The organism is Paraburkholderia madseniana (genome assembly GCF_009690905.1).
GTDB classification, from domain to species: domain Bacteria; phylum Pseudomonadota; class Gammaproteobacteria; order Burkholderiales; family Burkholderiaceae; genus Paraburkholderia; species Paraburkholderia madseniana.
The window spans coordinates 1-255 of sequence record NZ_VOSW01000347.1 but is presented as its reverse complement, the minus strand read 5'-3'; the positions used below and the strand labels follow the sequence as shown (position 1 = coordinate 255).

The following is a 255-nucleotide window of genomic DNA, read 5'->3' as shown; positions in this document are numbered from 1 at the left end:
GCATGCCCGCGTTGCCATCTCAAGGAGCGATGTTCGCCCAGCGACTATCGCCGCATCCGACGATGGGAGCACGAACATGTACTGGAAGTTATGCAGCGTCGACTCGACCGGAAGCCTGATGCAATGACCATCCGAAGAAGCACTGTCGAACACGTCTTCGGCACGCTGAAGCATTGGATGGGGGCCACCCACTTCCTGACCCGGACGCTGGGACGCGTGAGCACGGAAATGAGTCTTCAGGTATTGGCCTACAAC

Annotated in this window: 1 protein-coding gene; it reads left to right on the top strand. The window is 58.4% G+C overall.

Translation table 11 applies throughout. The annotated features are described in order from the left end of the window. Positions 1 to 255: transposase (locus FSO04_RS46110; protein WP_154568046.1), on the top strand; the 255-nt coding region annotated here is incomplete at both ends.